The sequence below is a fragment of the Streptomyces sp. WM4235 genome (assembly GCF_001279725.1).
Lineage (GTDB): Bacteria > Actinomycetota > Actinomycetes > Streptomycetales > Streptomycetaceae > Streptomyces.
Map to the genome: position 1 here is coordinate 1 of NZ_LGDE01000154.1, position 2,133 is coordinate 2,133.

The 2,133-nt window shown below is 72.9% G+C and carries 3 protein-coding genes; 1 reads left to right on the forward strand and 2 read right to left on the reverse strand.

Annotation, left to right across the window (positions count from 1 at the left end; all coding sequences use genetic code 11):
* Positions 1-585: hypothetical protein (locus ADK55_RS13815; RefSeq protein WP_159041388.1), on the forward strand; the 585-nt coding region annotated here is incomplete at its 5' end.
* A 51-nt stretch (positions 586-636) separates the two neighbouring features.
* On the opposite strand, the gene ADK55_RS13820 is transcribed toward ADK55_RS13815, so the two are convergent.
* Both ADK55_RS13820 and ADK55_RS13825 read right to left on the reverse strand, forming a co-directional pair.
* Entirely contained in the window at positions 637-1,680 is a 1,044-nt protein-coding gene (locus ADK55_RS13820; protein WP_053678527.1) for a DUF4436 family protein, read from the reverse strand.
* 50 nt (positions 1,681-1,730) lie between these two features.
* Positions 1,731-2,042 (reverse strand): hypothetical protein, encoded by a 312-nt coding sequence (locus ADK55_RS13825; RefSeq protein WP_053678529.1) that lies wholly within the window; start codon positions 2,040-2,042, stop codon positions 1,731-1,733.
* Positions 2,043-2,133 lie beyond the last annotated feature (91 nt).

Sequence of the window (2,133 nt, forward strand, 5' to 3'; positions counted from 1 at the left end):
CCCGCCCCCTCCGCGACCCCGACCGCGACCGCGGCCCCCACCCCGGAGGATGCGGGCGGGGAGTGCGTGGACACCAAGGCCATGGACACGGGGAAACGTGCCCGGTACCTCGCCGGGTTGAAGAGCACCAGCGGTTCCTACGGCAGCAAGGCCCTGACCATCGACGGGGACGGACTGAACTTCCGCCCGGAACAGACCGAGCGTCCGTGCGAGGCGGTCGAGGTGCGCCTCAGCCGTTTCTGGGTGGACATGACCCGCGCGAGCGACGCGGCCGGCCGGCCCCGGACGTCCCCCACGGCACCCACGTACGAGTTCCGTTACACGCTCATGGACCGCCCGTCCCTCTCGGTCGGCCCGGAGGACGGCATCGCCAAGGGCAGTGTCCCGCCCGATTCGACGGGGTGCCGCGGCTCGCTGTCGGTCGTCCACGTCGGCCACGACATCCCGATCGACGAGCTTCCGGACGACTTGCAGATGCCGACCTCCTTCACCGCGGCCGGCCGCGGCGCCATGGACGTGAAGGTCGAAGCCGAAGGCACCCTCGCCGCCACCTTCGTCCCGCCGTCGGGCACGTCCTTCTGCTGACCCGGCACGTCCTTCTGCCGACCCGCCCCGGCGCCCCGACCGTACGACGGCTCAGGAGCGGTGGCGGCGGCGGTGGCCGGCCGGGACGGCGCGCGTGCGCGGTGACCGGGCGCGCCCCCTCGTACCGCCGCGTCGGCCCTCGGAGACGGGGCCCCCGTGGTGGTGCTCGATGCGGATGCCCTGGAACACGAGAACGGTGAGGCTGAGGACGATGAGGGCCTCGGCCCAGTAGAACGCGAGGTAGTCGAGCAGGCAGCCGTTGGGGGGTGACCCGGGGGCGGCGTTGCGCAGGCCGACGAGGGCGAAGAGGCTGGCGGCCATCCAGCCGAGGGCGGGCCAGAGCAGGCCGCGGCGCTGGCCGACGACGAGCCAACAGGCGGTGACGATCGCGAGGGCGACGGCCCACATGGCGGCGATCATGAACCAGGCGAGGATGAACGTGCTGCGCGAGCGCTTCACCGCGCTGAGCAGGTGGACCGACTGGCCCCGGTACGAGCCCGCGCCCGGCTTGTAGGTGAAGTACGGGTCGCTGTCGTGGAACCACAGCACGATCGGTACCCGCTCCGGCGAGTCGCCGCTCGTCGCGGCGAAGGCGAACTCGGCGGCGTAGCGGTCGAAGGGATAGTCCGACGAGGTGCCGCCTTCGAGCGGGAGGTCGATGTCGCGCATCCACAGCCCGCTGCCCGGGGCGAAGGTGAGCGCCTGTTGCCCGGTGGTGTTCGTGTGGAGGGTGAGGGGCTGGGTCGGGTAGCCGTCGGGGCCCTCGTAGCGGCCGACGGGGGTGACGGTGAGCCGCAGGGTGATCTGGTGCAGCGTGGGGTCGGTGAGCTGGATGTCGGCGTCGACGTCGAAGCGGTCCGGGGCCCGCTCGGGGCCGATGACGACCGTCTGCTGTCGGGTGTTGCGCTCGTCGAGGTACAGGCTGATGCCGGCCCCGCAGACCACCGCGAGGACGACGAGCGCGGCCACGAGCGTCCGCCAGGGCAGTTCTGCACCGCGCCGGCTCACGTCCTGGACGACGTCCACGCCCCGGCGCAGGTGCCGGGCCGCGGTCTCCCGTCCCGCCGGCCCCGCCCACTTGCCACTGTCGGCCATGATCCGATGCTGCGTGCGGCCCGGCACGGGCGCCAGGTGGAGGGGGCCGGTCAGGCGTCCGGCTGCCGGGGGGTGACCGCCCCGTACCCGGCGACGTACAGCCTCATCACGCACGGGTCCTCGGCCTCGACGAACACCTCCCGGCCCCAGTGGGCGCCGAGGCGCCGTGCGACGTCCACGAGACGACGGCGCTCCTCGGGCGAGTGGGCGGGGAAACGGACCCAGCCCTGTTCGGAGATCGTGCCGCCGAGCTCGTGGAACAGGGTCGTCCGCGCGCGGCGCTCCTCGTCGTCGGTCAACGGGGTCGACGTCGGGGCGGATTCCGCCGAGGCGTATCGGACGTTGTGGAGGTCTCGGGGCATCGGTTGCTCACGGGGTCGGTCGTTCACAGGTCGCTCACGGGGTGCTCGGGGCGGGTGTTCGGGGCGGATCGGGACGGATCGGGGCGGGTGT